Genomic DNA, 25,700 nt, shown 5'->3' on the forward strand with positions numbered 1-25,700 from the left:
CGGGCTTCAGCCCGCCGCTGCGATCAGTTCGCGGGTATAGTCGGTTTGCGCATGTTCAAACAGATCTTCGGCTGTGCCCATTTCGATCACGTCGCCGTTTCGCATGACGATCACGTTATGCGACATGGCGCGCACGACCTTGAGGTCATGGCTGATGAACAGATAAGCCAGCCCGTATTTCCGTTGGAGATCACGCAACAGATCGACGATCTGCACCTGCACCGTCATGTCCAGCGCGCTGGTGGGTTCGTCCAGCACCAGCAGCTTGGGCCGCAGCACCATCGCGCGGGCGATTGCGATGCGTTGCCGCTGACCACCCGAAAACTCGTGCGGATACCGATCCATTGATGCGGGATCGAGGCCCACCTCGGTCATCACCTCGGCCACCAGATCGCGTGGGGCGCGGTGGGGGTCAACCTTATGGATCGCCAGCCCTTCGGCGATAATCTGCATACAGGTCAAACGTGGGCTGAGGCTGCCGAACGGGTCTTGGAACACGATCTGCATATCCTTGCGCAACCGGCGCAGTTCTCGCGTGGACCAGCGACGCACGTCCTGATCGCGGAAGGTGATCCCGCCCTCGGACGCGATTAACCGCATGATGGCCAATGCAAGCGTGGTTTTGCCCGAGCCGCTTTCGCCCACGATGCCCAGCGTCTCACCTGCGCGGACGCTGAGCGTTGCGTCATTGACCGCCTTCACATAGCCAACGGTGCGTTTCAGGAAACCGCGCTGGATCGGGAACCAGACTTTCAGGTGATCGGTGCGCGCGACCTCTTCGGCGTCTGTTGCCACCGGATCGGGGTGGCCCGAGGGCTCAGCCGCCAGCAGTTTTTGCGTGTAGGGATGCTGCGGATTGTCAAAGATTTCGGTGGTGACGCCGGTTTCGACAATCTCACCATCCTTCATCACGCAAACCCGGTCGGCGATGCGGCGCACGATGCCAAGGTCATGGGTGATGAACAGCATTCCCATGTTTTCGGATTTTTGCAGCTCGGCCAGAAGTTCCAGAATCTGCGCCTGAATGGTCACGTCCAGCGCCGTTGTCGGCTCATCTGCGATCAGAATGTCCGGCTTGTTCGCCAGCGCCATCGCGATCATCACCCGCTGCCGCTGTCCACCCGATAATTGGTGCGGATAGCTGTCCAGCCGTTCCTCGGGATCGCGGATGCCGACCTTGGTCAACAACTCGACAATCCGACCGCGTGCCTCGTCGCCGGTCACGTTCTGGTGCAGAGCCAGCGATTCCGCCATCTGTTTCTGGATCGTATGCAGCGGGTTGAGCGAGGTCATCGGTTCCTGAAAGATAAAGCTGATGTCGTTGCCGCGCACATCCATCAGCTTGTCCTCGGACGCGCCGATCATTTCCTGCCCGTCATAGGTGACGGATCCTTCGACAATCGCGCTGTCGCCCAGCAGCGACACGGTGCTGAGCGCGGTCACGGATTTACCCGAGCCGGACTCGCCCACCAACGCCACCGTTTCTCCGCGATCCACCGTGAAGGACACGCCTTTGACCGCTGCCGAAACCTGCCCGTCCTGCCGGAACGAGACCTTGAGGTTGTTCACATCCAGCAGGCTCATGAAAAGGTCTTTCTGGGATCAAACGCATCGCGCACGCCTTCGAAGATGAAGACCAGCAGCGAGAGCATGATGGCAAAGGTGAAGAACGCGGTAAAAGCCAGCCACGGCGCTTGCAGGTTCTGCTTGGCCTGCAAGGTGAGTTCACCCAGCGACGGGGCCGAGGATGGCAGACCGAATCCAAGGAAATCCAGCGAGGCCAACCCGCCAATAGTGCCGGTGACGATAAAGGGCATGAAGGTCAGCGTTGCCACCATCGCGTTGGGCAGCATGTGGCGGAACATGATGGTCATGTTGCCGACCCCCAGCGCACGGGCCGCGCGGACATATTCAAGGTTTCGCGCGCGCAGGAATTCAGCGCGGACAACCCCCACAAGGCCGGTCCAGCCGAACAGGATCATCAGCGCCACAAGTAGCCAGAAACTTCGCCCCAGAATCGCGAACATGATGATGATCACATAAAGCGAGGGGGTGGCTGACCAAATCTCGATGATCCGTTGGAAGATCAAGTCCAGCCATCCGCCGAAAAAGCCCTGAATGGCCCCGGCGAAGATGCCGATCAGACTGGCCGCACCGGTGACGACAAGAGTGAACAGGATCGACAGGCGGAAACCATAGATCACCCGCGCCAGCACGTCGCGCTTGGTGTCATCCGTGCCCAACAAGTTCTGCCCGTTGGGCGCCAAAGGTGCGGCTCCGGGCCGATCCACGCTGGTGTTGTAAGAATACGGGATCAGCGGCCAGATGGCCCAGCCGCGCTCGAACCCCTCGGCCTCGAATGTACCCGCTTTGATTTCGTCGATGATACCTTCGGGATCGTCAAAACACTGATCCAGACCACCACTGTCAATCAGGCACATGACTTCGGGGTCGCGATAGATCGCTTCGGTCTGGAAATCGCCGCCGAACTCGGTTTCGGCGTAGAAGTTGAAGACCGGCATATAGAACTCGCCGCGATATTTCACGAGGATCGGTTTGTCATTCGCCACAAACTCGGCAAAGAGCGATATCCCGAACAAAACCGAGAAGATGATCAGCGACCAGAAGGCGCGTCCATTGCGGCGGAAATTGCGCCAGCGGCGCTGGTTGAGAGGGGAAAGCGCCATCTACCCCTCCCGCTTTTCAAAGTCGATGCGCGGGTCGACCAGAACATACATCAGGTCACTGATGATGCCGACGACCAGACCCATCAGGCCAAAGATGAACAGCGTCCCGAAGATCACCGGATAGTCACGCGCCACAGCAGCCTCGAAACCCAATCGTCCCAGACCGTCCAGAGAGAAGATCGTCTCGATGATGATCGAGCCGCCAAAAAATACGCCGATGAACACCGCCGGAAAACCCGCGATCACGATCAGCATCGCATTGCGGAAGACATGTCCATAAAGCACGCGGCCCTCGCTCAGGCCCTTGGCGCGGGCGGTCATGACGTATTGTTTTTTGATCTCATCCAGAAACGAGTTCTTGGTCAGCAGCGTCAACGTCGCAAAGGCTGAGATGGTCAGCGCGATGATCGGCAGGGTGATGTGCCAGAAATAATCGGCGATCTTGCCGAACAGGCTCAGGCTTTCCCAATTGTCAGACGTCAGGCCGCGCAGCGGGAAGATCTGCCAGTAAGAACCGCCGGCAAACAGCACCAGCAGCAAAATGGCGAACAGGAATCCAGGGATGGCATAGGCCACGATGATCGTGCCACTGGTCCAGGTATCGAAGGTCGAGCCGTCCTTGACTGCCTTGCGAATGCCCAACGGGATCGACACCAGATAGGCGATCAGGGTCGACCACAGACCCAGAGAGATCGACACAGGCATCTTCTCCAGCACCAGATCGATCACGCTGATCGAGCGGAAATAGCTCTCGCCGAAATCCAGCGTCAGGTAGTTGCCCATCATGGTCAGGAACCGCTCGACCGGGGGTTTGTCGAAGCCGAATTCTTTTTCCAGCTCTTCGATGAACTCCTTGGGCAGACCGCGTGCGCCGATGTATTCGCTATCTGATCCAAAGGTTTCTTCGACCGGGGCGCTATCGCCCCCGGCAAACCCGGCAAAGACGTCGCCCTCGCCCTGCATCTGGGCCAGTATCTGTTCAATCGGACCACCTGGGACAAACTGAACCAGAGTGAAGTTCACGATCATGATGCCCAGCAAAGTCGGGATCACCAACAGCAGTCGGCGAAGAATATACGCGCCCAAAGTCTGTTACCTCACCGCGCCAGCCGCTTTGAGCTTTTGATATTTCTCTTCGTTGAACCACCAGAAATCAAACTGACCAACTGCAAGCGGCGGCAACACTTCGGGATGTTCGAACATGTCGTAATAGGCCACCCATGTGTCCGACACGTATCCGGTTGGAATCTGAATGCGCAGATACCGGAGGACGCGGTCCAGAGATTTGAGTGCAGCGATCTCTTCTTCGCGCGACTTCGTGTCCAGAGCGGCGTCGATGATCGCGTCCACCAGCGGTTCCTGCAGAGATTGCGGATTGTAAGACGATACAACTGCGGTTTCTGCCCCATAGGACTGTTTCAATCCGGTGCCCGCCTCAAGGAAAGACTGGTTGCGGAAAAAGATCATGTCGAAATCTTTGTCGTAGTACCGCTGAATCCACTGCGCGCTGTCGATCTTTTCCACCGTGACAGCGACACCAAAACTCTCAAGATTTGAAGCATATGTTGTCACGATGGCTTCGGCTGTATCCGAAGACGATGCGTTCAGCATTATGGTGATTTCCAGCGGCTTGCCCTCGGCATCTTGTAGTTTACCGCCGCTGGAAACGGTATATCCGGCTTCTTCGAACAGTTTCAGTGCTGTGCGCTTGTTTCGACGATCAACCGTGCGAGAGGCATTCGAACTATGCGCGCGCACCGCTTCCTGTGTGAATAGTTCATCAGGCACAATGTCGCCCAAAGACTTCAGGAATGCAGTTTCCATCTCGTCGGGCAAGCCATCCGCAGCCACCTCGGAATTCTCGGCAAAGGAATGGCGCTGTTCCGTGAGGCCGAATTGCAGCGACTCGGAGGTCCATTCAAAGTTAAACGCCAGCCCCAACGCCTCGCGGACCTTGATGTTGTCGAAAGGCGCCCGCTGCATATTGAATATGAAGCCAGATGGTGATGGTGGCGACATAACGGGGATGCTTTCGCGTTTTACATACCCGTTCTGAACGGCCGGGAAATCATATCCCGTTGCCCATTTTTTTGTGCTGCCTTCCGCCCGGAACGTATAGACGCCTGCTTTGAAAGCCTCGAACTCGGCTGCGTCGTCGGCAAAATATTCGACCCGGACGGTTTCAAAGTTGTGCCGCCCGACATTGATCGGCAAATGCCAGCCCCAATAGTCGGGATTCCGGCGATAGACGATATAGCGGTTAATTTCGTAGTCATCGAGCACATACGGCCCGCTGCCCATCGGTGTCACAAGACTTTGCTTGTCGAGACGTTCGCCCGTTTTTTCGTACCATTCCTTGGAGAATACCGGTGTTCCACCAACCTGAGAAATAAGCGACCGTCGGGAAATTCCGTCGACGAAGTTGTACTTGATCGTATGGTCGTCGATGATCTCGTAGCCTTCGATGCGCTGTTTGACGGCGCGGGCATAGCTTCGGATGCCCTGTTCCAGAAACAAGTCATGCGTAAACGCGGCGTCATGCGCCGTCAGCGGCGTTCCATCCGCAAATCGCGCCTCGGGGCGCATGTAGAAGATGCACCATTCCTTGGTATCGGGGTATTCGACGGCTTCGGCCAGCAGACCATAGGCTTCGGTTATGGAATCCGCCGGAGAGGCCGACCCGAAGGGGCTGTCACCAAACATCGATTCCGCGATCAGGCCGGAATAGAGGCCCGCCTTGCCCTGCCAGTTAAAGCGGTTCATGCCATCAAACGTACCCCGCGACGAGACCGAGATCTGACCTCCGACAGGTGCATCGGGATTGACATAGTCAAAGTGCTTGAAGTCCGGCGGGTACTTCAGATCGCCGAAAAATGAATACCCGTGGGCCCTGATGATCTTGGCTTCGCCGTCATTAGACGCAAACGCACCCGGGACACCCGGTATAACCGAGGCGACCGCACTGCCCCCCAACAATTGCAGGGCCGTCCGCCGCTTGATTGTGGTTTGCGTCGGCTTTTTGCGACTATCGGTCATGCCCGCCTCTCCTGCATCTTGTTGAGGGTCTTTATGTGCTCAAACATAGCTAAAAGACCAGCACTGTCAGTTGCAAGTTTAGAACGTGTGAACGCAATGTGAAGATTCTCTCAGACAAAAAATAAGGCCGCAGCGGAAAGCTACGGCCTTTAATTGTTCGGTCGTGATCGCGGGATCAGTTGCCGATGGTCTGCAGATAGGCAATCAGATCGGCGCGTTCCTGCGGTTTTCTCAGACCCGCAAAGCTCATCGAAGTGCCCGAGATATAGCCGCTGGGGCGTTCCAGGAAAGCGTCAAGCGCTTCGGGCGTCCAGTTGCCGCCATGGGCCTGCATCGAAGCAGAATATCCGGTGAACCCTTTGGCCGACGCAACAGGGCGATCCACGATGCCATACAGATAGGGGCCTGTGCCGTTGGCGCCATCTTCCAGCTTGTGGCAGGCGGTGCATTTGCGGAACACACGTGCGCCCTTTTCCGGGTCAGCTGCGGCCAGCAACTCTTCGAAAACAACCTCTTCGCCGTCAGCGCTTTCACCTGCGCTTTCGGTTTCGATGATATAGGCCGCCTCGGCGCTGTGCCCGCCGACGTGATACAGGACGTCGCCGCCCCATTTTGCCAGAAGAAGCACAAGGAAGGTTCCAAACAGGCCGGCTGCGGCCTTGGTAACTGTCATCGTGTCGAACATTTTGATCGCGATCCATTTCAGCTGTCTGCCGGGGTGTCTAAGGCTTCCCCTCGCAAGAGGCAAGGTATAGACACCGCGACGAAACGCCCACTACGGGAACTTGTTGCATGGAATCGACCAAATGACCAAACGCATCGCATTTCAAGGGGAACCCGGCGCTTACAGCCACGAGGCCTGCCGCAATGCAAGGCCCGATATGGACGCCCTGCCCTGCCGCACGTTTGAGGATGTGATCGAATCGGTTCGATCAGGTGAGGCTGATCTGGCGATGCTACCGGTCGAAAACTCGACCTATGGCCGGGTCGCTGACATTCACCGGCTGCTGCCCCATAGCGGGTTGCACATCATTGAAGAGGCATTTGTACGTGTTCACATCAATCTTCTGGGCGTCCCCGGTGCGACACTTGAAGATATTCAGGAGGCGCATTCCCATCTGGTTCTGCTGCCACAATGCGCGGGTTTCCTGAAAGAACACGGCATTCGCGGGCGCGTCAGCCCGGATAACGCACGCGCCGCGCGTGAGGTCGCCGAGGCGGGCGACATGCATTCAGCCGCGCTGGCCAGCGAGCTTGCGGGCGAGATTTACGGCCTGAATGTCCTGGCGCGGCATATCGAGGATCAGGGTGACAACACCACGCGCTTTCTGGTGATGTCGCGGCAGGCGGACATGACCCGCCGGGGCGAGCATGAGATGATCACCAGTTTCGTCTTTCAGGTGCGCAACATCCCGGCCGCGCTTTACAAGGCGATGGGCGGCTTTGCCACCAACGGCGTCAACATGACCAAGCTGGAAAGCTATATGATCGACGGCTCCTTCACCGCAACCCAGTTTTACGCGGATATCGTCGGCCACCCCGATGACCGCAACGTCCAGCTTGCCATGGACGAGTTGGAGCATTTTACGACCAATGTCGAAATTCTGGGCGTCTACCCGGCGGTGCGGCCAAGAGGGTAGCCGGGCTTCAGCTGAAATCCGAGTTCCGAACGCCACTGCGCCACGCGTTCAGAATGCGACCCACATTTGCGTCGATACCCTCCTGGGAATTGACCTCAAGATCATAGACGCGCCCCTGGTGAATGATGCGCTGATCGCGCTCGGCGCTGCCCACCTGCCGGTCCGCCCTTTTTCGCTCGCGGTCTATCAGCACCGGAAGCGGGCAGTGCACAGCGACAAAGAGAACGGAGTGTGAGCGCAAAAGGTCGCGGAGCGTTTCGGTCCAGCCTTCGGTGTCCAGAATATGCTCTAGAATCAGGTTGTTTCCGGCCTCTGCATAGGCTGCGACAGAGCGGTGGAATCCGTCAAAAATCCGGTCACGCTCTTGCTGCCAGTCAAATGCGCCGCTGCGAAACCGATCCATCGGCAAGGCACCCGAATCCCGTAGGTGATCAATCGAGACATGCCAGAACGGAATTTCGAGTCGTTGCTGCAATGCACGGGCAAGCGTCGATTTTCCGCTGCTTGAGGCTCCGTGCAGAAAGATGATCTGCGCCATTTATTGTTCATCACCCTGCAACCGCTGGTCGGGTGAGATTATACAAGCGCGAAAGACTTTGAAATAGCGTCCGCGTTCCGCCTGTATTCGCGAAACCCCATCGCCTCGTAATAGGCCAGACCTTCGGCGTTGTTGAGGCCGATGGTGGCATCGATCGCTGGCATTTCAAGTTCCCGCGCTATTCCTAATGTGGCTTCGAACAAAGCCCGCCCGATGCCGCGTCTTGCTGCCGAAGGGCGAATATGAGTGCCAATCACACCCCACCCGACGGGCGCGCCATAAGGGTTGTTCTCGACCGCCCGTTTCAACGACTGAAATCCAAGGACACGACCGCCGTTATCCACGGCAAGTGAGCACCGAACCTGATCCGGATGGCCGATATAGTGCGCTTTTGCGAAGGCCGCGTCGCTGTTTTTGTTCCGCTTTCCTGCTCTTACAAGTTCTTGCAGCACCTCAGAGATGCCTTCGGCGTCACTCTCGTTTGCTGACCTGATGACAAACCCAAGCATAAGGCGCCTCCTTCTTGCTTGCCCCGTCAGGCACCGTGCCGGTAACGCTCTTCCATTTCACGGGCGAAATCGCTCAGCCGTGACTGGAATTGCCGCCGGATGCGGGATTGGCCCAGTTTCAGCGATTGCAGCAGTAACCGCGCGGGCAGGGTTCTGGCCGAGAGCGACATGACAACGCTCAGCCGGGTTTGGCGGCGGGACAGGGCCAGCAATTCCACCAAAGTATCCCCTTTGACGCCCTTGCTGCGGGCGTGAAACTTCATACCGGCGGGGCGGTCGTAGTCGGTCATCTCGATCGTGAACTGGCGCGGCTTGCCCCGGATTACGACCGAGGTTTCCCAGGTCGCGCCTGCCGTTGCCGGGCCCTGCCCGGTCACGCGGCGCACATCCACCCCCCGCCGAAGGGCCATGCGCTCGAACCGTTCGAAATCGGCGACCATCGCAAACACGTCGTCAATCGGGGCTTCGATGTCTTCCTGCGCTGAAAACTGCATCTTCGTCTTTTTCTCTGCCCTTTGGTGAGGCCCAATCTTTCGTCAGTCCAATGTGTCCGCAAGCCAGTGTTGTAGCAAGAAATGCGCAATCGCGCCCTTGCGGGCAGGCAACATGGTTGGATGTTCCCCCGCAAACACCTGCATCATCTGGGATCGTGTGACCCAAATTGCATCCTCGATCTCGACCGGATCAATCTGAATGTTGCGCGACAGGGCTTGCCCCGCGCATCCCATCATAAGTGACGCCGGAAAGGGCCACGGCTGGCTGGCCAGATATTGCACCGCACCGACCGGCACACCGGCTTCTTCCATCACTTCGCGGCGCACGGCGGCTTCAAGCGTTTCACCCGGTTCGACAAACCCGGCGAGCAGCGAATACATCCCCTCGGGCCAGCCGGGGGAGCGCCCCATCAGAACAGAGTTTCCGTGCGTTATCAACATGATCACCACCGGGTCGGTGCGCGGGAAATGCTGTGCACCGCAGGCGGGGCAGCTACGTTGCCAGCCCCCTTGCGCGATTTCGCTGGGCGCGCCGCAGCGGGCGCAAAAACGGTGAGTCTCGTGCCACGCGATCACCGCCTTGGCCGTTGCGGCCAGTTCCGCATCGCGCGGCGACAGGCGGGTCATGATCCGGCGCAGCTCGGCAAAGACGTGGCCGTTTGGCAAATCGGGATGCTGCTGCTCGGTCCGGTCGACAAACGCGCCAACGTCCGACAGGTCCAGCCCCTCGGCCTGCCAATCTGATATGTCCATCGCAAAAAGCGGGGTCGCATCCTGATCCAGACCCAGGAAAATCGGCCCCTCGACCGATCCCCCCGGCCCTTGCTGCACCAGATCGTGCTGCATCGACACCGGTGCGAGATGATCCAGCGCCTCACCCCGAACCAGCACTTTGCCACGCCACAAAAGCAGGCATTGCGCCTTGGGATCGGTACGCGCCTGATCCAGTCTTTGCGGATCGCCACGAATATGCGCTGCACGGTCCAGCCCCGAGCCGCCGAATGTCACCTGTTCCGCGCGTTTCATTTTCATCGCCCCTTGATCTGAAGTGAAGGGCTGCCACGTCTTGGCCTCTGGCGCAACGGCGTTTCCTCGGGCAATAGTGATATGCTGCCGTCGAAAGACCGCAAAAGCGCCCCTGAAATTGCATTAATTCGAAATTTAGTGACCACAAAGTTACCAAGACAGTCAGAAGCACGTATTTTGAACAAAAAGACCAAAGTGCCATTGGGCAGCAACCGGAAGTCACGGAGTTTTGTCCGGATTCTGGCCACTTCTGATCTGCATATGAACCTGACCGGTTACGATTATTATGCCGATTGCGCTGACCCGCATATCGGGTTTACCCGAACGGCCAGCCTGATCCGGCAGGCACGACAGCAGGCGCTTGACCACAACGGGCTGGTTTTGCTGTTCGACAACGGCGACGGCCTGCAAGGCACGCCATTGGGCGATTGGGCGACCGAGAGCTGTGCCTCTGCACATCCGCTGCCGCAGGCGTTTGCGGCGTTGGGATACGACGCGGTCGGGCTGGGTAATCACGATTTCGGATCCGGCATCGGGTTTCTGAAGCAGATCACAGAACAGTCCCCATTTCCGGTGGTTTGCTGCAATGCTTCGTGCCCTTCAGCCAACACGCCCTGGCAGCGATCAGCGATTCTGGCGCGTGAGGTCTGGCACGCTGGCAGGCCCGAGCCGATCCGCATCGGCATCCTGTCTGTCCTGCCACCGCAGACCGCCCTGTGGGAAGCGCACAAACTGCAGGGGCGGGTCGCGTTTCAGGATATCCTTGCCACTGCGCGTGCAAGCGCGGTGGAGTTGCGAGAACAGGGCTGCGATCTGGTGATCGCTCTGGCGCATACCGGCCTTGGGCAGGCCGCCGCCGCACCGGGGCTTGAGAACGCAGTCATACCGCTTGCCGAAATTAACCAGATTGATGCAATCGTCGCGGGGCATACCCATCTGACGCTGCCCGGCCCGGCGCACGAGGGGCTGGACGCGGTCGATTGCTCTAACGGGTTGGTCCATAACACGCCCGTTGTGATGCCCGGTTGGGCCGGTTCGCATCTGGGCGTCATAGATCTGCAGCTTGACCGCGACGCAGCAAACAAGTGGCGCATTGTCGGTAAAAAGACCGAGGTCCGGGCGATACACCCCGGCGCGGATGAAGTACCGGTGCCGGAAGACCCCGAAATCAAGCAACTTTTGGCCGCGGCACATACGGCCACCCGCACCCGCGCAGCGCAACCTGTGGGGCGTGTGGACCGTCCGATGCACAGCTATTTCTCGTTCTGTGCACCGGATCGCGGGCTGGCATTCATGGCTGCTGCTCAGGCCGCGGCCTTGCGCCCTTACCTGCGCAACACGCCATTTTCCGACCTGCCGGTGCTGTCCGCCGTTGCCCCGGCAAAGTTCGGAGGCCGCGCGGGTCCGCGATATTATACCGAAGTGCCGGCCGGAGAAATCTCCTTGCGTCATCTTGCAGATCTGCATGTTTTTCCCAACGAGCTGCGGGCGGTCGTGGCCACGGGTGCGCAAATCCTTGACTGGCTGGAAATGTCTGCCGGGGTCTTCAATCAGCTGTCCCTGAAAGATGCAACTTTGCTGGTCGACCCGCAGCGCGCCGGTCATAACCTTGACCTGCTGCACGGGATGAGCTGTCAGTTCGATCTGTCCCAACCTGCCCGGTTCGATTCCGGCGGGCGGATCATAAGCCCGAACAGCGCGCGGGTTCGGGATGCAAATGTAAACGGGGTTCCAATCACACCTGATCGGGTATTTGTCGTGGCAACCAACAATTATCGCGCAAATGGCGGTGGCAATTTTCCAATAGCCAACCATCCGCAGCTGGTGCCCTTGCCCGCGCTGCGCATTCAGGACGTTCTGCGCGATTATCTGGCCACACCGCAATCGCCGGACCCGCTGGAGAACGCCCCGCGCCCCTTTTCCTTTGCACCGTTGGATGGGGCCACTGCGATCCTGCAAACCAGCCCCAAGGCACGGGGTTTCTTAGACGAGTTATCCGAATACGCCCCCCGTGATCGGGGGCTGGACGAGGACGGGTTTCTAAGAATTGCACTTACACTCTGACGGGTTGCCATTTTGCGGCGGGACACCTATATCCACGGTTGAGAGGTTGGCGCGGGCGAGCGCCTCGCCAACCTGGTCAGGTCCGGAAGGAAGCAGCCACAACGAGCCCCGCTTGGGTCGATGTCCAACCTCTCACTTATCAACCCCGCGCCTTCGCGCGCCTGAACCCCAAGCCGCAGGAGGGCCTTTATGATTGTAGCAGTGACCCTTCGGGCAGTTCGGTTCTAAAACACCCGCCGATATTTGCCTGAACACATCACCAACGGATGCGCGCACGCCATTCGTGTGGTTTTCTGTACCTGAACACAGGCAGATCAATGGTTTTTTCTCTATCGGACCTTGGATGGTCCTCTCACTTTGCCGCGCAGGCAGCGGCAGACACGTCTTACACTCCGTTTCGGATTTCAGCGGTTCATCGCGATCGTCTGAATGGGCTTTCAACAGATGGTGAAAGCCCTCTGCTGACACCGGGTCGGTCGACCGGGGATTTCACGGTCGGAGATTGGGTGCTGGTCGATGCTCAACAGCGGGTCCAGCGCCTGTTGGAACGCCGCAGCCTTCTGCAACGTCGCGCCGCCGGAACGGGTGCCGAATCGCAGTTGATCGCTGCGAATGTGGATGTGCTGTTCATCGTCAGTTCCTGCAACGCCGACTTCAACCTGCCCCGGTTGGAGCGCTATCTGGCGCTGGCGCATCAGGCCGGGTGCTATCCTGTGGTTGTTCTGACCAAGGCGGACACCTGCGCGGACGCAGCGGACTACGTTTCGCAGGCGGAAAAGCTGGCGCCGTTTCTGACGGTTCTGGCGATCAATGCGTTGGACCCAGCAGATGTTTCGCAGGTTTTGACGTGGTGTCCCACAGGGCAGACAGGTGCGCTTGTCGGCTCGTCCGGCGTTGGCAAGACGACGCTTGCAAATGGCATGACAGGTCAGGACGAGGCGACAGCGGGCATTCGCGAGGATGACGCGCGTGGGCGACACACCACAACTGCGCGGGCTCTGCGCAGGATGCAGAACGGCGGTTGGCTGATCGACACCCCCGGTATGCGAGCCTTGCGATTGCTGGACGCACAAGAGGGTGTGGACGAGGTCTTTTCCGACCTGACGGAGCTTGCAAGGGAGTGTCGGTTTGCCAATTGCCAGCACGAGGCCGAACCGGGCTGTGCGGTGCAGGCCGCGATCGCGGCAGGACCGCTGGACGCAGCACGGCTGGAACGATGGCGCAAGTTGCGGCGCGAAGATCAGCGCAATTCGGAAACAGTTGCCCAATCACGCGCGCGTGACAAGGCGTTTGGCAAGATGGTGCGGTCAGTGATGCAGGACAAGAAATCCAGAAAGGGGTTTTGACCTACGCGGCGATCAATCGGGGCCAGACGGCTGCGTTCTTGCGGGCGAAAGCCCCGATATGACCAATCTCGGGCAAGTCAAAGTCGCGCGGTGACAGCAGATGTCGCCGCGCTTTTGCACCGTACAGATCGGCCAGCCGCCAGACAGCATCCGGGGGAACCATTTCATCATCCTCAAATGTGAACAGGTCCACCTGCGCACCGTCCGAGGGCCAGCCCGCCTCGGGCAAGCCGCTACCAATCTCGGGCACATAGTTCAACGGAGCGGTGCACCAACGCCGCCACTGCCAATAGACCGGTGCAGGCAAATCCGTTCCAAAGCCCGTCAGCTTGCCCGGCAGATATCCCAAAGCCCGCGTCATCAAAGGCGCGTGCCCGTGCCAGAACAGCCAGGCCAGAGCGCGGTAAGGCCAAGGGTGATCGGTCAGGGTAACGAGACCGGAACAGACACAGATCATGCGGTCGATCATCGCCGCGTCCGGTTGAACCGGACCCAGCATCGCACCAACCGAATGCCCGATTGTCCAGTGCTGCGCCTGCGGGAATCTGCGCCGCATTTCAGCGCGCGCAGCAGGCATATCAATCAGCGCCCAATCGGCCATCGAAACCTTTGACCGGGCCAGTGGTCCGTTGGCCGAATGCCCAAAGTCACTGTAGTCATAGGTCAGGCAGGCCATGCCACGCTCTGCCGCAAGCCACGTCGCAAAGTGTCGATAATAGTCCCGCGGCACACCTGTGGCGCTGTTGAGAACCACGACCGTCTCAGGGTCGGCAACCGGGCGGTATAACCGGGCCGACAACTTGGCCGTACCGGACGGGATCAGAAAATCTTCGGTCAGAGCCGTGTCTTGGGTATCCAGCATGACAACCCTCCGAAAGCGATCTTGCAGCGTCTGAACTGATTGGTTCACTTCAACCACACGATACGCCTCGGCTGCCTGAGTCAAGGCGTGACAAAGATGACCTCGCGTCTACCCGCACAATGAAAATCCGAGGTGTTCGCCAATCATCGCGCATTCTGCTTGACTCGCAGGGAGATTGCCCGCTAGCGATTGGGCGATGGTTTTCGCGCCCCGCCTGGGGCCGGAATGAAAAGGGAACACGGTGCGGCCCTACCGGGACTTCCGGGACAAGCCAAATCCGCGACTGCCCCCGCAACTGTAAGCGGAGAGCGATGCCGAAACACCACTGGCCGCAAGGCTGGGAAGGACGGCAAAGCTGCGACCCGCAAGTCAGGAGACCTGCCATCAGAAACTGAAACCGAAACTCGGGCGGGGTGTCCGGGACGGGTTGAAACGCAGATTGCGGATCTTCCTGCGCCATTGCCCTTGCTCTTATGTGCGGAGGGCACATCATGATCTGGAAGACCGAAACGCATCAGTTCACGGCAACCATCTGTCAACACACCGGCAAAACCTGCCCTGCACTGGCCCGCGTGGCGCGTGCGCTGGTTCAGTCAGTCTCGGTCGCCGGGGCCGCAACCTCGCCAGAGTTCGAGATCGAGGGCAGCGCTGAGCTGGCCCACTGCGCCACCGGATGCACGGCACGTTTCAGGGCACAAAGCGACGAAGCCCACATTTATTGTGGCGTCGCGCCTTCAGCAGAAATCGAGCAACTGGAAAGCTATGCCGAAATGATGTTTGGGACAGAGATAAGCGCGATGCCATCCGGCAGCCTTGCGACCCCGCCCTGCGCCATGTTGCAAGTCTTGCCGGTGGCCCCAAAGGCGTCTGCCACGGCTGAACTGCGCGCAAGCGCCTGACGCTACATCGCGGCCAGTGTCCTTGCCGGGGCAGTGGCCCAATTCATCTGACCGTCTGTCTCGACGGCGCAGGGCCTCAGATTGCGCAGACGCGTCAGCGCCGTATCCGGGCTTTCGCCGCATTCGACCATCAGGCGCAACACGATCATGCCGGAACGACCGCACCCGCCCTTGCAATGCACAAGGATGCGACCGCCACCAGACAGCGCCTGCCGGGCCGAGGCACTGACCGCTGTCCAACGTTCGCGGATTTCCGCCGATGGCACGCCAAAATCATCGACCGGCAGGTGAACCCAGCGACTCGCGCGGCTTTGTACATCGCGCCCAAAGTCCCGTGCGCCATCCATGATCATCTCGATCTCGGTCGCCATCGAGATCACCAGACCGGGCTGCCAATCCGCGATCATATCCAGATCACCCTGATAATCACCCGTGCGCCCGGGCATTGAGGTTAGTGCAAGCGAACCACCGCCAACTTGCAATGCATGGATCACCATCTGAGACATCTTGCCGTTCCCCCCGAAACGTAAAAGCGAAAGCCCAGGCTCTGGCCTATGAATCAGGCATTTTAGCTGTGCCCATCCCGTTTCCAAAACGAAAATCCTGACGACCCGCTGTGGACGCGGGCAGCGGGGGCCTCTACGCTGCGGTCTGAACGAATCCGACCGAGCAGACATGACCGACACACCCAGCCCCGCCTATCAGGTTCTCGCCCGCAAATACCGCCCGGAGACCTTTGCCGATCTGGTGGGTCAGGACGCCATGGTGCGTACCCTTAAAAACGCGTTCGAGGCGGACAGGATCGCGCAGGCCTTCATCATGACCGGCATCCGCGGGACCGGGAAAACGACAACCGCCCGGATCATCGCCAAAGGCATGAACTGCATCGGCCCGGACGGCAAAGGCGGACCAACCACCGAGCCTTGCGGTCAGTGCGAACATTGCACCGCCATCATGGAAGGCCGCCATGTCGATGTAATGGAGATGGACGCCGCCAGCCGAACCGGCGTGAACGATATCCGCGAGATCATCGACAGCGTCCGTTACCGCGCCGCCAGCGCACGCTACAAGATCTACATCATCGACGAGGTCCACATGCTGTCGACCAGCGCATTCAATGCGCTGCTCAAGACGCTTGAGGAACCGCCCGAGCATGTGAAATTCATCTTTGCGACCACCGAAATTCGCAAAGTTCCGGTCACGGTTCTGTCCCGATGCCAGCGCTTTGATCTGCGCCGGATCGAGCCTGAGGACATGATTGGCCTGCTTGGCCGGATCGCGGCTGCGGAAAACGCGCAGATCGCCGAAGACGCGCTGGCGCTAATCACCCGCGCCGCCGAAGGCTCGGCCCGCGATGCGACGTCGCTGCTGGATCAGGCAATTTCCCATGGCGCGGGAGAAACCAACGCCGATCAGGTTCGTGCGATGCTGGGGCTCGCGGACCGGGGCCGCGTTCTGGACCTGATGGACATGATCCTGCGCGGCGACGCTGCGGGCGCGCTAACGGAATTGGGCAGTCAATATGCCGAGGGTGCGGACCCTCTGGCGGTGCTGCGCGATCTGGCCGAAATCACCCACTGGGTCTCGGTCGTCAAGATCACCCCGGACGCCGCCGAAGACCCCACGGTTTCGCCCGATGAACGCGCGCGCGGCCAGCAAATGGCCGAAGCCCTGCCAATGCGAGTCCTGACCCGAATGTGGCAAATGCTGCTGAAGGCACTTGAAGAGGTTTCGGCCGCGCCCAACGCCATGATGGCGGCCGAGATGGCAGTGATCCGCCTGACCCATGTGGCCGACTTGCCCAGCCCGGAAGAACTGATCAAACGCTTGCAGGACACGCCGCCCCCACCGCCAAATGGCGGTCCGGGAGGAGGCGTTCCGACCTCGGGCGAGCGCGTTGTCACTGCAAAGGCAGCCGCACAACCCGCCTACACGGCCGCGCCACGGGGCACTGCTGGTGCCCCCACGGCTGCGCTGGCTCAGGATGTACAAACGGCGCTGGCGCGGTATCCGACCTTTGATCACGTCGTCGAACTGATCCGCTCGAATCGCGATGTCAAACTGCTGGTCGAAGTCGAAAACGGTGTGCGCCTTGCCTCGTATCAACCCGGTCGGATCGAGTTCACGCCAACAGAACAGGCCCCAACCGACCTGGCGGCTCGTCTGGGCTCGGCGCTGCAACGCTGGACCGGAAATCGCTGGGCCGTTTCAATTGTGTCCGTTGGGCAGGTTCCGACAATCGCCGAGCTGCGCGACGCAGCAGAAATGGCCTTACGCAATGAGGCGGAAGCGCACCCGCTGGTACAAGCCGTTTTGATGCAATTTCCCCAAGCCCGGATTACAAAGATCGAAACCCCCGAACAACGCGCTGCGCAGGTCGAAACCGAAGCCCTGCCCGAGGTCGAGGATGAATGGGATCCGTTTGAAGAGGATTAGATTCAGCGATTTTGTCGCAAACAAACCAGACCAACCTTCAGGCGCGCCTCACCTTAGCCCCGGCACCTGACGGAGGCGTTTGATGCGCACAACACCATTGCATCCCAGATTCGGACTGACAGTTCATGACATCGACCTGCGCGATGTGACGCAGGACAATCTATACCCACAGATCAGACAGGCATTCGAAACGCATTCCGCTCTGCTTTTCCCGGCACAGTCGATCTCGGACGAGGATCACGTCCGGCTTGGCGAATTGTTCGGGCCACTGGAAAATCGCGAACAAATGGCTACGGGGCGTGACATCGAATTTCAGGTCTCGGAACTGTCCAACCAGACCAAAGATGGGCTGCACGCGCAGGACGATCTGCGCCTGCTTGATCTGCAAGCCAACATGCTGTGGCACACAGATAGCACATTCCTGCCCATACCGGCGTTGATCAACATTCTCACAGCACATGTCGTCCCCCCAAGCGGTGGCGAAACCGAGCTAGCATCGACCCGTGCTGCCTGGGCAGACATGCCCAACTATCTGAAAGAACCGTTGAAAGAGGCCATCATCTGGCATCGCCTGTCGCATTCCCGGACCAAGATCGACGCCGACCTCGCAGCATTGCCCAGAATGACCCGCTGGCCCGACCGCCCCTGGCGCGCAGTTTGGCCAAACCCTGTGACCGGCGACGAAGCCCTATTCATCGCCTCACATGCTTTTGCCATCGAGGGGATGGGGCACAAGGAAAGTCAGGCCATACTGGATGAGGCCATCGCATTCTGCACGCGCCCTGAATACGTCTATTCGCATCAATGGCGTGTGGGCGACGTTCTGATCTGGGACGAACGGGCGACACTGCATCGCGGACGACCCTGGGATTACGACCATCCGCGAACATTGCGGTCCATCTGCTGTTCGGTGACCGAAGCAGATGGGCTCGATCGCGTGCGCGTTGTGTAGGTGCAATCCAGAAACGCTGCTGGGCCGCCCCTCTGCCCTTGTGCACACCGTTTGCCACCCGTATTTAGACCTCAAGCTGAGATACAGGAGAAGAGCGATGCTCAAAGGACTAGGTGGCCTGGGCGACATGGCCAAGATGATGAAATCCGCGCAGGATTTGCAGACCAAGATGACCGACATGCAGGAAGAGCTGAACACCATCATGGTTGTCGGCGAATCCGGTGCCGGGCTGGTCAAGGCCACCGCCTCGGCCAAAGGCGAGTTGAAAAGCCTGGACATCGACCCGTCGATCTTCAACGGCGACGACAAGGAAGTGGTCGAGGATCTGATCCTTGCCGCCATCAAAGATGCCCAATCGAAGGCCGCAGAACGCTCGCAGGAAGAAATGGGCAAACTGACCGAAAGCATGGGCTTGCCAAAAGATATCAAGCTGCCATTCTGAGCTTCATCTTTTCAGAAATACTCCCGCCGGAGGCACCTTCCGGCGGAACGCAGGGCAGACCGTGAGTTCGAACAGCGAAATTGACAACCTGATCGACCTGATGGCCAAACTGCCCGGCCTCGGCCCCCGTTCGGCCCGCCGAGCGGTGCTGCACCTGATCCGAAAACGTGCCCTGCTGCTGACACCGCTTTCAGACGCCATGCAGCAGGTGGCCGTCACCGCCCGCGAATGCCTGAACTGCGGCAACGTGGGCACCACCGATATCTGTGACATCTGCGACGCCGAGGCCCGCGCAACCGGAGAGCTCTGCGTGGTCGAAGATGTGGCCGACCTCTGGGCGATGGAGCGCGCAGGCGTGTTCAAAGGCCGCTATCACGTGCTGGGCGGGACTTTGTCGGCGCTGGACGGCATCGGCCCGGACGAGCTGCGCATCCCACGCCTCAAGGACAGGGTCATGGCCGAAGGCATCACCGAGATCATCCTCGCCCTGAACGCCACCGTCGACGGCCAAACCACCGCCCATTACATCGCAGACCAGTTGGAAGGTCAGGTCCGACTGACCTCATTGGCGCAAGGCGTGCCGATTGGGGGGGAACTGGATTATCTGGATGATGGGACGATTACGGCTGCGTTGAGGGCGCGGAAAGAGTTGTAGTTTGAGTCATTTAATTGCGAATTTTCTGACAACTAAGATGCACAGACTGGAAAAATCTGTACGCCCGCAGGCGGTGATGCTCAGCATTTTGGTATTGTTTTGCCTTATAAGTGCGGCAAAGGCGGACAACCTGAGATTAGCCGTGATCTCTAACATGAATGATAGGACACTTGATGCATTCTATCATAGAATTGCCTCGGAAAACCCAGTTGTAGACCCTTCGGCGCGGCCAGACGGAATTGACGACTCAGATATACTTGTCATCCTGCTGGATACGTGGGCTGATATAGGCCTTCTCCCCCAGGATGTCCCCATAAGTCTTTTGTTCAAAAGAATGGAAAACAATCGATCAGATACCATCAGGTCGTATACTGTAGCCACAAAATCTGGCGGTACCGAACTCCATGTTATTGCCTATGCACTCAAAAGCACAGGCTACAAATCGTTGAGTTGTTACGCCAAAGATATCGCTGCTGTACTTCGTAACGAATTTGACGTTTTAAACTCGGAAGACTGTCGTTAGTTTGCGAATGCCCTCATTTTGATAAATCGTACGCAGCAACATATCCATCTGGTGATTTAGTCTACTAACCCATTGAAAATCAGATTTTCCACGTACCATTGAGGAACCAAGCCATGACCCGCCTTCTCGCCCTCACCTTCGCCGCCTTCACCGCTACAGCCAGCTTCGCCCAAGAACTCATTGACAAAGGCTTTGTCGAAGGCTGGAACATCATGATGGATCCTGCGCTTGGCAATGGGTGCCTGATCCAGACGGTGTATCAGGATCTCTCGGTGGTGCGGATCGGGTATGATGCGTTGGACAATCGCGGGTATTTTGCCGTCTTCAACAAGGCTTGGGGCGATATCAAACAGGGTGAAAGCTATCCCATCCGGTTTGAACTCGATGGTAAGAGTTTCGATGCCACCGCCATTGGCTTTAACCAACGCGATGTGCCGGGCGCGACGGTGTTTTTCACCGACCGCAGTTTCGTCAACGCGATCGCTCAGAACAAGACCCTGACCGTTTACAACCCAGCGGGCGAAACTGTCATGGCGATTGATCTGAAAGGCACGGCAAAGGCGCTGGAATATGCGCGCGAGTGTCAGAACCGCGAGCTTTAACGAATCGGATCGAACAGGGCGTCCTTGGCGGTACAGTCGCGGATTACGTCTCTACCACAGGGCACCGGGTCCAGGTCGCGGGACAGGCACAGGCGCACTTCTTCGATATAGCCCTGTTTACAGGTGATGGTTATCATGTCGGGCTCAAGCGCCGGATTAGCTTTCAGAAAAGCCTCTTCAACGACCGAGGCAGGCAGTTTGACCGACGTGTCCAGCTTTCGGAACACCTGCGGGCGCTGAACGCCCTCGTAGGCCTGCCGTGACAAGGCGAAATAGTCGGGCGCGCTCAGGCCCGAGCATGTGCCGTGTTTCTTCCATTGGTGCCATGCCAGCCCGGAACTGCCCTGAATGTCTTCCATATCCCGTGTCATCCGGCGCGACGGCGGGGCCTCGGGCGTGCGGCAATAGGACGGCCAGCCCTGATGGAATTGCGGCCAAAGCCCGTGCAGGATCCAGCCGTGATCGTGCCGCGCATCGCATTGGTCCGATCCGCGCGCATCTCCTTCGCGGGCGCACCAGTTGGGTGACCAGCTGAGCGACAGGACGTAATAGTCGAACGCGCCCGCTTTTTCGCCTTCGGCCAGCGCCGCCATTGCACTAAATACCCACAAAACAAGCCAGCGCATTCGCCTCTTTCCTTCTGTACCTGACGCGACTATATAAGCCCCAAGTTCCCCGACAACGGAAACCTGCCCCAAAGCCACGGGGCCGCCGAATTCCGGCGACGGGACAGATGTATTCATAAGGAGGCAGCCTGATGGCAAAACCCCTGATGGCCAAGGCAACCGCCGTATGGCTGGTGGACAACACCACGATCAGCTTCAAGCAGATCGCGGATTTCGTAGGGATGCACGAGCTTGAGGTGCAGGGCATCGCAGATGGCGACGTGGCAGCTGGCGTCAAAGGGTTCGACCCCATTGCCAACAACCAGCTGACGCAGGAAGAGATCGACGCGGCTCAGAACAACCCGCTGCACAAGTTGAAGCTCAAGTTCAACCCCGCCGCCAGCGGTGAAGAAAAGCGCCGTGGCCCGCGGTATACCCCGCTGTCCAAGCGTCAGGACCGTCCGAACTCGATCCTGTGGCTGGTCAAGTTTCACCCCGAACTCAGCGACGGTCAGATTGCCAAGCTGGTCGGCACGACCAAGCCGACGATCCAGTCGATCCGCGAGCGCACACATTGGAACATCGCCAACATGCAGCCCATCGATCCGGTTGCGCTGGGGCTGTGCAAACAGTCCGAACTGGATGCGATCGTGCAGAAGGCTGCGGCCAAGAAAGCGGCCGAAGGCGGCGTGATGAGCGATGATGAGCGTCGCAAGCTGGTCTCGACCGAGCAGTCGCTGGAAATGGATTCGGCACCGAAGATCCCGACCGCGATCGAGGGGCTTGAGACCTTCTCGCTGTCCGACGATCCCGAGGACAAAGAGGATGATGAACCCATCGTCGATGCCGACAGCTTCTTCAACCTGCCCAAGGGCGGCGGTGAGGAAGAGGACGAAGATACACGTCCCTGATAGGCTGCAAGCCCCGCCGAGAGATCGTCGGGGCTTTGATATTCGGGTAATACGATGCTGAACATATTATCTGCGATCTTTGGGCCCCACCGCGCCGTCTCGATCTATGTTTTTCTAAAGACCAAAGGTCTGGCGATTGCCGGGGCGCTTGTGATGGTCGTCATCGTTTCAAGCCTGTTTGTGCTGGGTGGCGATGGTGAGCACGAGCACGATGCGTTCATGACCGTTCCGGTACTGTCTGCCACGCCGATCAATGGCGACCTCAAGAACGGCGTCATCGCCTCGGTCCGTCTGCCGGATGGAAGCGCGGCTTCCATTACATCGACCGAAGGTCCCGTCTCGCAAACCGTGGGCACCAGCGCCTGCGTAGAAAAGCGGATCTATGTGGACAGTGGCGAGGCCCGTTACAGATTCAAGCTGCCGCGATACTGCGAGGCAGGTTGACGGAAATACCGCCCGGAGCAATTTCCGGGCGGCTTTCGTTTCAAAGCAGTTGGAACAGGATACCGGCCACAATCGCGCCGCTGATCCCCAGCCCCAGATAGGTTGCAAAGACACGCGGTTTGACCAGTGACCAGACGGCGGCCATTGCGGGGATTGAACTGACCGCACCAGCAACCATGAAGGACATCGCGGCGCCCGCGCTCATCCCCTGTTCCATCAATCCAGCCAGCAAGGGCGGCGCAACGTAAGAGTTCAGATAGGCAGGCATCCCGACCAGCGCCGCGATCACGATAGGCAGAACGCCCTCTCCGCCGACAACGCCAGCGATCAGGTCTGCCGGGACGTAGTTCACCAGCAGGGCCTCCAGCACATAGGCCAGCGCCAGCCATTTGAGCAGGAACAGGCCGTTATGCACGAATTCCGAGCGGAAGCGCTGGCGGCGTTCCGGTTCCTGCCAGAACCGCCAGACCGGCTTGTCGTCTATCTTGGGGCCGCATCCGCAGCATCCGGCAGGTTTGTATTCGCGCAAGGGTTGGGCAAAGGCCCCGCCGCGCATCAAGGCGCGCGCCATGAAGCCACCGAACAGGCCCAGCGCCACGGCGGCCACTGCCTTGCCGATGGCAAAGGGCCAACCCAGTGCACCCGCCGTTATCAACAGCGTCGGTGGATCGATTAGAGGTGAGCTGAGCCAGAACGCCATCACCGCTGACAAAGGCGCACCCAACGCCAGAAGACCGGCGATAAACGGAATAACCTCGCAGGAACAGAAGGGCGCCAGACCGCCGAACAGTGCGGCCAGAAAGATCATCCGGCTCTCTCGCCCTTCAAACGCGCGTGCGACCATAACCTCGGCCCCGGTGGCCTTGAGATACGATAGCAATAGAACGGCAAACAGGATGTATTGCCCTGTATGCGCCAGCGCCTTGCCCGCAAAAGTGACGACGGCGATCCAGTTTCCGGGGTCGAGCACAGCGACCGCAGCCAGAATTGCGACGATCAAAGCCCACGGGGTCTTGATCAGATCAATGATGGCCCGTGACGTCACCTTGGGGTTTTGTGTCAGTTCAGCCATCGTTTGCCGCCTTCTTCTCATCATCCGCACAGCATTCGCTGAGGATGAACTGTGCCAGAGTTCTCAGTTCGTCATAGTTGGCGCGGTTAATCGTTGTCCGACCGGCTTTCTCCTGCTCGACGACGCCACCAGCGGACAGAAACCGCAGGTGATGCGCCAGTGTCGAGGGCGCGATTCCTGTGCGATCCTGGATTTCGCCAACGGTCAGACCTCCTTCACCCGCGCGCACCAGCGTCTTGAGAACTTTCAACCGGGCCTCAGACCCCATCGCCGAAAATCCTGCTGCAGCTGTTTCCCACATTGGATTTCTCCATTAAACTAATTTTCTGGTTATTTAGTTTATTCCGCTGCCCACGTCAATACGGCAAGCAGCAAAGTTTCGATCCAGCATTATGTCCAGATTGCCCAAGCGTTAAGTCCAGCCTATAACCTGATTATGAGCATCTCGGTCGACACGTTTTTTCTTGAGCCCAACGGGCAAGGCACCCTGCAGGCCCAGATTCAGCAGATGATCGCCGAGGGCATCCTGTCCGGTCGATTTCATGTCGGGGAAAAGCTGCCTTCGTCCCGCAATCTTGCGTCGCATCTTGGGGTCAGCCGGATCACCGTGACGCTGGCCTATACCGAGTTGCTGGCCAATGACTATCTGACCGCGCGGGACCGTTCGGGATATTATGTGTCGCAGAATGCGCCGGTCCCACCGCAATACACGCCGCTGCAGCGGGGAACCGAAACCGTGGATTGGGATGCAGCACTGGCCCGGCGGTTTTCAGGCGGAGACTTTCTGCAAAAACCCAGCGACTGGCAGGATTATCGCTATCCTTTCATCTACGGGCAGGCCGACAGAACCCTGTTCGATCATGCCAACTGGCGTCTGTGCGCGGTGCGCGCGCTGGGGCATAAGGATTTTGACTCGCTAACCGGCGATTACGTGGATCGCGACGACCCGCTTTTGACCGAGTTCATCGCCCGGCACACTTTGCCTCGCCGGGGTATTTCGGCCCGACCGCAAGAGATTCTGATTACCCTTGGTGCGCAAAATGCGCTGTGGCTGGCGGCGCGGGTTCTGCTGAACCGCAACAGCAAAGCCGCGATTGAAGACCCCTGCTACTATGCGCTGCGCAACCTGCTGAACCACAGCGAGTGTGACGTCGTGCCCATCAACGTGGATCAGGACGGCCTGCCGCCAGACGCAATTCCCGATGATACTGACGTGATCTTTACCACGCCCAGCCATCAATGCCCCACCACGGCTACGATGCCCATCGACCGGCGCGACGCGCTGCTGGCTCGCGCACGCGAGATGGACGCGATCATTGTCGAGGATGACTATGAGTTCGAAATGGCCTTTCTCGGCTCGCCCTCTCCGGCGCTCAAGTCGATGGATCGCGATGGGCGCGTGATCTATGTGGGCAGCTTCTCGAAATCACTGTTTCCCGGATTACGCCTTGGCTACATGGTTGGGTCGGAACAGTTCATTCACGAGGCCCGCGCACTGAGGTCGCTGGTCCTGCGGCATCCGCCGGGGCATATTCAGCGCACCGCCGCCTATTTCCTGTCGCTGGGCCACTACGACGCCCAGATCCGGCGCATGTCCAAGGCACTGCGGCTGCGCCGCGAGGCGATTGAGGACGCAATTGCAAAACAGGGGCTGACCATCGCGGGGCGTGGCGTGTTCGGCGGTTCGTCGATCTGGATGGAGGCTCCGGAGCACATCGACACAACAGGGCTGACGCGCCAGCTACAGCACGCCTCGGTTCACATCGAACCGGGCGAGATGTTCTTTGCAGGGCCCCACCGCCCGCAAAACTATTACCGCCTTGGCTATTCCTCGATCGCGCCGGATCGCATCCCTACCGGAATCCAGCGTATTGCCGAGGCCATTCGGCAGGGCTGATCCCTCTGGACCTATCCCGCCCCGCATTCTGGCCCTAACGCAACTGTCAGCCATGGGCGA

27 protein-coding genes, 1 other RNA gene and 1 riboswitch are annotated in these 25,700 nt (G+C 59.1%); of the genes, 14 read left to right on the forward strand and 14 right to left on the reverse strand.

The features are described from left to right. Positions 1 to 6: 6 nt before the first annotated feature. From ACR0FG_RS14540 to ACR0FG_RS14560, 5 genes are all read right to left on the reverse strand, one after another. The gene (locus tag ACR0FG_RS14540) at positions 7 to 1,584 is read right to left on the reverse strand and encodes an ABC transporter ATP-binding protein (RefSeq protein WP_480893702.1); all 1,578 of its coding nucleotides are present in this window, start codon (positions 1,582 to 1,584) and stop codon (positions 7 to 9) included. After that, complete coding sequence (locus ACR0FG_RS14545; RefSeq protein ID WP_480893703.1) at positions 1,581 to 2,687, reverse strand: ABC transporter permease; 1,107 nt, start codon at positions 2,685 to 2,687, stop codon at positions 1,581 to 1,583. The genes ACR0FG_RS14540 and ACR0FG_RS14545 overlap by 4 nt, the downstream gene beginning before the upstream one ends. After that, entirely contained in the window at positions 2,688 to 3,773 is a 1,086-nt protein-coding gene (locus tag ACR0FG_RS14550; RefSeq protein WP_480893704.1) for a microcin C ABC transporter permease YejB, read from the reverse strand. It abuts the gene before it with no gap. Between the two features lie 6 nt (positions 3,774 to 3,779). After that, positions 3,780 to 5,723, reverse strand: coding sequence for an extracellular solute-binding protein (locus ACR0FG_RS14555; RefSeq protein ID WP_480893705.1), 1,944 nt, complete (start codon positions 5,721 to 5,723; stop codon positions 3,780 to 3,782). Positions 5,724 to 5,898: 175 nt separating this feature from the next. Continuing rightward, entirely contained in the window at positions 5,899 to 6,408 is a 510-nt protein-coding gene (locus tag ACR0FG_RS14560; RefSeq protein ID WP_170714562.1) for a c-type cytochrome, read from the reverse strand. A gap of 121 nt (positions 6,409 to 6,529) precedes the next feature. Here ACR0FG_RS14560 and ACR0FG_RS14565 point away from each other — a divergent pair, with 121 nt between their 5' ends. Further along, positions 6,530 to 7,363, forward strand: coding sequence for a prephenate dehydratase (locus ACR0FG_RS14565; RefSeq protein ID WP_480893706.1), 834 nt, complete (start codon positions 6,530 to 6,532; stop codon positions 7,361 to 7,363). 7 nt (positions 7,364 to 7,370) lie between these two features. Here the strand turns inward: ACR0FG_RS14565 and ACR0FG_RS14570 are convergent, their stop codons facing one another. From ACR0FG_RS14570 to nudC, 4 genes are read right to left on the reverse strand one after another with little or no spacing between them, the layout of a single operon-like run. After that, complete coding sequence (locus ACR0FG_RS14570) at positions 7,371 to 7,901, reverse strand: chloramphenicol phosphotransferase CPT family protein (protein ID WP_480893707.1); 531 nt, start codon at positions 7,899 to 7,901, stop codon at positions 7,371 to 7,373. A 38-nt stretch (positions 7,902 to 7,939) separates the two neighbouring features. Beyond that, positions 7,940 to 8,410 carry an N-acetyltransferase family protein gene (locus ACR0FG_RS14575; RefSeq protein ID WP_480893708.1) on the reverse strand — a complete coding sequence of 157 codons (471 nt, stop codon included), beginning with the start codon at positions 8,408 to 8,410 and terminating at the stop codon, positions 7,940 to 7,942. A 26-nt stretch (positions 8,411 to 8,436) separates the two neighbouring features. Further along, positions 8,437 to 8,904: an SRPBCC family protein gene (locus tag ACR0FG_RS14580; protein ID WP_170714551.1), complete on the reverse strand. Its 468-nt coding sequence runs from the start codon at positions 8,902 to 8,904 to the stop codon at positions 8,437 to 8,439. Between the two features lie 42 nt (positions 8,905 to 8,946). After that, positions 8,947 to 9,930: an NAD(+) diphosphatase gene (gene nudC / locus ACR0FG_RS14585; protein WP_480893709.1), complete on the reverse strand. Its 984-nt coding sequence runs from the start codon at positions 9,928 to 9,930 to the stop codon at positions 8,947 to 8,949. Between the two features lie 177 nt (positions 9,931 to 10,107). Here nudC and ACR0FG_RS14590 point away from each other — a divergent pair, with 177 nt between their 5' ends. The 3 genes from ACR0FG_RS14590 to rsgA all read left to right on the forward strand — a co-directional run bounded on the left by ACR0FG_RS14590 (position 10,108) and on the right by rsgA (position 13,340). Continuing rightward, positions 10,108 to 11,994: a bifunctional 2',3'-cyclic-nucleotide 2'-phosphodiesterase/3'-nucleotidase gene (locus tag ACR0FG_RS14590; protein WP_480893710.1), complete on the forward strand. Its 1,887-nt coding sequence runs from the start codon at positions 10,108 to 10,110 to the stop codon at positions 11,992 to 11,994. 39 nt (positions 11,995 to 12,033) lie between these two features. Continuing rightward, an RNA gene (gene ffs / locus ACR0FG_RS14595) (signal recognition particle sRNA small type) lies at positions 12,034 to 12,132 on the forward strand. A gap of 179 nt (positions 12,133 to 12,311) precedes the next feature. Further along, a complete protein-coding gene (gene rsgA / locus ACR0FG_RS14600; protein WP_480893711.1) occupies positions 12,312 to 13,340 on the forward strand; it encodes a ribosome small subunit-dependent GTPase A in 1,029 nt (342 codons plus the stop codon). A 1-nt stretch (position 13,341) separates the two neighbouring features. On the opposite strand, the gene ACR0FG_RS14605 is transcribed toward rsgA, so the two are convergent. Beyond that, complete coding sequence (locus ACR0FG_RS14605; protein ID WP_480893712.1) at positions 13,342 to 14,202, reverse strand: alpha/beta hydrolase family protein; 861 nt, start codon at positions 14,200 to 14,202, stop codon at positions 13,342 to 13,344. Between the two features lie 180 nt (positions 14,203 to 14,382). Continuing rightward, positions 14,383 to 14,602: riboswitch (cobalamin riboswitch) on the forward strand. 91 nt (positions 14,603 to 14,693) lie between these two features. Here ACR0FG_RS14605 and ACR0FG_RS14610 point away from each other — a divergent pair. Beyond that, positions 14,694 to 15,101, forward strand: coding sequence for a hypothetical protein (locus ACR0FG_RS14610; RefSeq protein ID WP_480893713.1), 408 nt, complete (start codon positions 14,694 to 14,696; stop codon positions 15,099 to 15,101). Positions 15,102 to 15,103: 2 nt separating this feature from the next. Here the strand turns inward: ACR0FG_RS14610 and ACR0FG_RS14615 are convergent, their stop codons facing one another. Beyond that, entirely contained in the window at positions 15,104 to 15,607 is a 504-nt protein-coding gene (locus ACR0FG_RS14615) for a dual specificity protein phosphatase family protein (protein WP_170714532.1), read from the reverse strand. A gap of 169 nt (positions 15,608 to 15,776) precedes the next feature. On the opposite strand from ACR0FG_RS14615, the gene ACR0FG_RS14620 reads away from it, so the two are divergent. The 6 genes from ACR0FG_RS14620 (at position 15,777) to ACR0FG_RS14645 (ending at position 20,711) form a co-directional block, all read left to right on the forward strand. Continuing rightward, complete coding sequence (locus ACR0FG_RS14620) at positions 15,777 to 17,537, forward strand: DNA polymerase III subunit gamma/tau (protein ID WP_480893715.1); 1,761 nt, start codon at positions 15,777 to 15,779, stop codon at positions 17,535 to 17,537. Positions 17,538 to 17,619: 82 nt separating this feature from the next. Then, entirely contained in the window at positions 17,620 to 18,489 is an 870-nt protein-coding gene (locus tag ACR0FG_RS14625; RefSeq protein WP_480893716.1) for a TauD/TfdA dioxygenase family protein, read from the forward strand. A 97-nt stretch (positions 18,490 to 18,586) separates the two neighbouring features. Beyond that, positions 18,587 to 18,931: a YbaB/EbfC family nucleoid-associated protein gene (locus ACR0FG_RS14630; protein ID WP_480893718.1), complete on the forward strand. Its 345-nt coding sequence runs from the start codon at positions 18,587 to 18,589 to the stop codon at positions 18,929 to 18,931. A 61-nt stretch (positions 18,932 to 18,992) separates the two neighbouring features. After that, complete coding sequence (recR, locus tag ACR0FG_RS14635) at positions 18,993 to 19,586, forward strand: recombination mediator RecR (RefSeq protein ID WP_480893720.1); 594 nt, start codon at positions 18,993 to 18,995, stop codon at positions 19,584 to 19,586. Positions 19,587 to 19,623: 37 nt separating this feature from the next. Beyond that, complete coding sequence (locus ACR0FG_RS14640) at positions 19,624 to 20,109, forward strand: hypothetical protein (protein WP_480893721.1); 486 nt, start codon at positions 19,624 to 19,626, stop codon at positions 20,107 to 20,109. 113 nt (positions 20,110 to 20,222) lie between these two features. Beyond that, positions 20,223 to 20,711 carry a hypothetical protein gene (locus ACR0FG_RS14645; RefSeq protein ID WP_480893722.1) on the forward strand — a complete coding sequence of 163 codons (489 nt, stop codon included), beginning with the start codon at positions 20,223 to 20,225 and terminating at the stop codon, positions 20,709 to 20,711. Here ACR0FG_RS14645 and ACR0FG_RS14650 read toward each other — a convergent pair. Then, a complete protein-coding gene (locus ACR0FG_RS14650; RefSeq protein ID WP_480893723.1) occupies positions 20,708 to 21,337 on the reverse strand; it encodes a ribonuclease T2 family protein in 630 nt (209 codons plus the stop codon). The genes ACR0FG_RS14645 and ACR0FG_RS14650 overlap by 4 nt on opposite strands. A 131-nt stretch (positions 21,338 to 21,468) precedes the next feature. Here ACR0FG_RS14650 and ACR0FG_RS14655 point away from each other — a divergent pair, with 131 nt between their 5' ends. Both ACR0FG_RS14655 and ACR0FG_RS14660 read left to right on the forward strand, forming a co-directional pair. Then, the gene (locus ACR0FG_RS14655) at positions 21,469 to 22,227 is read left to right on the forward strand and encodes a DUF1013 domain-containing protein (protein WP_170714507.1); all 759 of its coding nucleotides are present in this window, start codon (positions 21,469 to 21,471) and stop codon (positions 22,225 to 22,227) included. A gap of 54 nt (positions 22,228 to 22,281) precedes the next feature. Then, complete coding sequence (locus tag ACR0FG_RS14660; protein ID WP_170714505.1) at positions 22,282 to 22,671, forward strand: hypothetical protein; 390 nt, start codon at positions 22,282 to 22,284, stop codon at positions 22,669 to 22,671. 40 nt (positions 22,672 to 22,711) lie between these two features. On the opposite strand, the gene ACR0FG_RS14665 is transcribed toward ACR0FG_RS14660, so the two are convergent. Next, the gene (locus ACR0FG_RS14665) at positions 22,712 to 23,743 is read right to left on the reverse strand and encodes a permease (RefSeq protein WP_480893725.1); all 1,032 of its coding nucleotides are present in this window, start codon (positions 23,741 to 23,743) and stop codon (positions 22,712 to 22,714) included. Further along, entirely contained in the window at positions 23,736 to 24,044 is a 309-nt protein-coding gene (locus ACR0FG_RS14670) for a metalloregulator ArsR/SmtB family transcription factor (RefSeq protein WP_170714499.1), read from the reverse strand. The genes ACR0FG_RS14665 and ACR0FG_RS14670 overlap by 8 nt, the downstream gene beginning before the upstream one ends. Positions 24,045 to 24,179: 135 nt before the next feature. On the opposite strand from ACR0FG_RS14670, the gene pdxR reads away from it, so the two are divergent. Beyond that, positions 24,180 to 25,640: a MocR-like pyridoxine biosynthesis transcription factor PdxR gene (pdxR, locus tag ACR0FG_RS14675; RefSeq protein ID WP_480893726.1), complete on the forward strand. Its 1,461-nt coding sequence runs from the start codon at positions 24,180 to 24,182 to the stop codon at positions 25,638 to 25,640. Positions 25,641 to 25,700: the final 60 nt, after the last annotated feature.

The organism is Ruegeria sp. E1 (assembly GCF_056534225.1).

Bases quoted from the DNA above. Each gene is read 5' to 3' on its own strand.
- ACR0FG_RS14540 (WP_480893702.1), bottom strand. From the start codon at position 1,584: ATGAGCCTGCTGGATGTGAACAACCTCAAGGTCTCGTTCCGGCAGGAC.
- ACR0FG_RS14545 (WP_480893703.1), bottom strand. From the start codon at position 2,687: ATGGCGCTTTCCCCTCTCAACCAGCGCCGCTGGCGCAATTTCCGCCGC.
- ACR0FG_RS14555 (WP_480893705.1), bottom strand. From the start codon at position 5,723: ATGACCGATAGTCGCAAAAAGCCGACGCAAACCACAATCAAGCGGCGG.
- ACR0FG_RS14560 (WP_170714562.1), bottom strand. From the start codon at position 6,408: ATGTTCGACACGATGACAGTTACCAAGGCCGCAGCCGGCCTGTTTGGA.
- ACR0FG_RS14565 (WP_480893706.1), top strand. From the start codon at position 6,530: ATGACCAAACGCATCGCATTTCAAGGGGAACCCGGCGCTTACAGCCAC.
- ACR0FG_RS14570 (WP_480893707.1), bottom strand. From the start codon at position 7,901: ATGGCGCAGATCATCTTTCTGCACGGAGCCTCAAGCAGCGGAAAATCG.
- ACR0FG_RS14575 (WP_480893708.1), bottom strand. From the start codon at position 8,410: ATGCTTGGGTTTGTCATCAGGTCAGCAAACGAGAGTGACGCCGAAGGC.
- ACR0FG_RS14580 (WP_170714551.1), bottom strand. From the start codon at position 8,904: ATGCAGTTTTCAGCGCAGGAAGACATCGAAGCCCCGATTGACGACGTG.
- nudC (WP_480893709.1), bottom strand. From the start codon at position 9,930: ATGAAACGCGCGGAACAGGTGACATTCGGCGGCTCGGGGCTGGACCGT.
- rsgA (WP_480893711.1), top strand. From the start codon at position 12,312: ATGGTTTTTTCTCTATCGGACCTTGGATGGTCCTCTCACTTTGCCGCG.
- ACR0FG_RS14605 (WP_480893712.1), bottom strand. From the start codon at position 14,202: ATGCTGGATACCCAAGACACGGCTCTGACCGAAGATTTTCTGATCCCG.
- ACR0FG_RS14610 (WP_480893713.1), top strand. From the start codon at position 14,694: ATGATCTGGAAGACCGAAACGCATCAGTTCACGGCAACCATCTGTCAA.
- ACR0FG_RS14615 (WP_170714532.1), bottom strand. From the start codon at position 15,607: ATGTCTCAGATGGTGATCCATGCATTGCAAGTTGGCGGTGGTTCGCTT.
- ACR0FG_RS14620 (WP_480893715.1), top strand. From the start codon at position 15,777: ATGACCGACACACCCAGCCCCGCCTATCAGGTTCTCGCCCGCAAATAC.
- ACR0FG_RS14625 (WP_480893716.1), top strand. From the start codon at position 17,620: ATGCGCACAACACCATTGCATCCCAGATTCGGACTGACAGTTCATGAC.
- ACR0FG_RS14630 (WP_480893718.1), top strand. From the start codon at position 18,587: ATGCTCAAAGGACTAGGTGGCCTGGGCGACATGGCCAAGATGATGAAA.
- ACR0FG_RS14640 (WP_480893721.1), top strand. From the start codon at position 19,624: ATGCACAGACTGGAAAAATCTGTACGCCCGCAGGCGGTGATGCTCAGC.
- ACR0FG_RS14645 (WP_480893722.1), top strand. From the start codon at position 20,223: ATGACCCGCCTTCTCGCCCTCACCTTCGCCGCCTTCACCGCTACAGCC.
- ACR0FG_RS14650 (WP_480893723.1), bottom strand. From the start codon at position 21,337: ATGCGCTGGCTTGTTTTGTGGGTATTTAGTGCAATGGCGGCGCTGGCC.
- ACR0FG_RS14655 (WP_170714507.1), top strand. From the start codon at position 21,469: ATGGCAAAACCCCTGATGGCCAAGGCAACCGCCGTATGGCTGGTGGAC.
- ACR0FG_RS14660 (WP_170714505.1), top strand. From the start codon at position 22,282: ATGCTGAACATATTATCTGCGATCTTTGGGCCCCACCGCGCCGTCTCG.
- ACR0FG_RS14665 (WP_480893725.1), bottom strand. From the start codon at position 23,743: ATGGCTGAACTGACACAAAACCCCAAGGTGACGTCACGGGCCATCATT.
- ACR0FG_RS14670 (WP_170714499.1), bottom strand. From the start codon at position 24,044: ATGTGGGAAACAGCTGCAGCAGGATTTTCGGCGATGGGGTCTGAGGCC.
- pdxR (WP_480893726.1), top strand. From the start codon at position 24,180: ATGAGCATCTCGGTCGACACGTTTTTTCTTGAGCCCAACGGGCAAGGC.